Annotated in this window: 1 protein-coding gene; it reads right to left on the bottom strand. The window is 65.4% G+C overall.

The genetic code is table 11. The features are described from left to right. On the bottom strand, positions 1-1521 hold a 1521-nt coding region (locus RJ1_RS44865), incomplete at both ends, for a non-ribosomal peptide synthetase (RefSeq protein WP_143169618.1).

Raw genomic sequence — 1521 nt, 5'->3', positions numbered from 1 at the left:
CTGTGTGGCGGTGAGGGAGTTGCCGCCGAGGTCGAAGAAGTTGTCGGTGGTGCTGAGGTGGTTGATTCCGAGTGTGTGGGTGAAGATTTCGGTGATGGTGTGTTCGGTGGGTGTGTGGGGTGGGTGGTGTTCGGTGGTGGGGTGGAGGGTCGGTTGTGGGAGGGCGTTTCGGTCGATCTTGCCGTTGGGGGTGAGGGGTAGTTCGTCGAGGATGGTGATGGTGGTGGGGACCATGTAGTTGGGGAGGTGGCGGGCGGCGTGGGCGGTGATGGTGGCGGTGTCGATGGGTTCGGTAGTGGTGGGTGTCAGGTAGGCGGCGATGTGGGGGTTGCCTGAGGGTCCGGTGATGGAGGTGGCGATGGCGGTGTGGATGGTCGGGTGGGTGGCGAGGACGGTTTCGATTTCGCCGAGTTCGATGCGTAGTCCGCGTATTTTGATTTGGAAGTCGGTGCGGCCGAGGAATTCGAGTTCTCCGGTGGGTGTCCAGCGGGCGAGGTCTCCGGTTCGGTACAGGCGTTGTCCGGTTGTGCCGTACGGGTTGGCGATGAATCGTGCCGCGGTCAGTGGGGTGCGGTTGTGGTAGCCGCGGGCGAGTTGTATTCCGGAGAGGTAGAGTTCGCCTTCGACGCCGATCGGGACGGGGTGGAGTCGGGTGTCGAGTACGACGGCGTCCATGCCACGGATCGGACCCCCGATCGTCACGCGACTCCCGGAGCTCAACGGAGTGCTGATCGCGGCCATGATCGCGGTTTCGGTGGGACCGTACCCGTTGTAGAGCCGCCGACCCGGTGCCCATCGGTCGACCACGTCGGCCGGAACCGCTTCGCCCCCGGCAACGAGAACCTTCAGCGATCCGAGGCGGTGCGGCGACAACGTGGACAGCACACCCGGCGTGAGAAAGGCGTGTGTCACGTTTCGGTCGGTGACGAGTGCGGAGAGTTCGTCCCCAGCGAACACCCCCGGAGGCGACACGATCAGCAGACCGCCGGACGCGGCCACCATCAGGAGCTCGAGCATCATGGCGTCGAAGCTGGGCATCGCCACTTGGAGCACACGGGAATCGGCCGTCAGTGTGTACCGGTCTCGCTGTTCGGCAGCGAAGTTCCCCAGCCCTCTGTGAGTGACGACGACACCTTTCGGGGTGCCCGTCGACCCGGATGTGTAGATCATGTACGCGGGGTTGTCGACCCTCAGCGGAGCGATCCGACCGTTCTGTCCGACCGGCGCGGCCGAGCGGCGTCGTAGTGTGTGGGCGAAGTCGTTGTCGTCGAGGAAGATCCACGGCACACCGTTCGGAAGTGTCGTGCGGTGTTCGGATACGGTCATACCCACGGATGCGTGAGAGTCGCCGAGCAGGTAGGTCATGCGGTCCGGGGGTGTGCCGGGGTCGAGGGGAACGAAGGCGGCGCCGGACTTCGCTACCGCCCACACCGCGACCCACAGGTCGATCGAGCGGCCGAGTGCGAGGACGACCCGCGACTCGGGTCCCACACCGAGGCCGATCAGGTGCCGGGCCAGCCG

Source organism: Rhodococcus jostii NBRC 16295, from assembly GCF_001894825.1.
Taxonomy (GTDB): Bacteria; Actinomycetota; Actinomycetes; order Mycobacteriales; family Mycobacteriaceae; genus Rhodococcus_F; species Rhodococcus_F jostii.
Note: the sequence above shows the minus strand (reverse complement) of the source record. Positions and strands in the feature narration are given on the sequence as shown.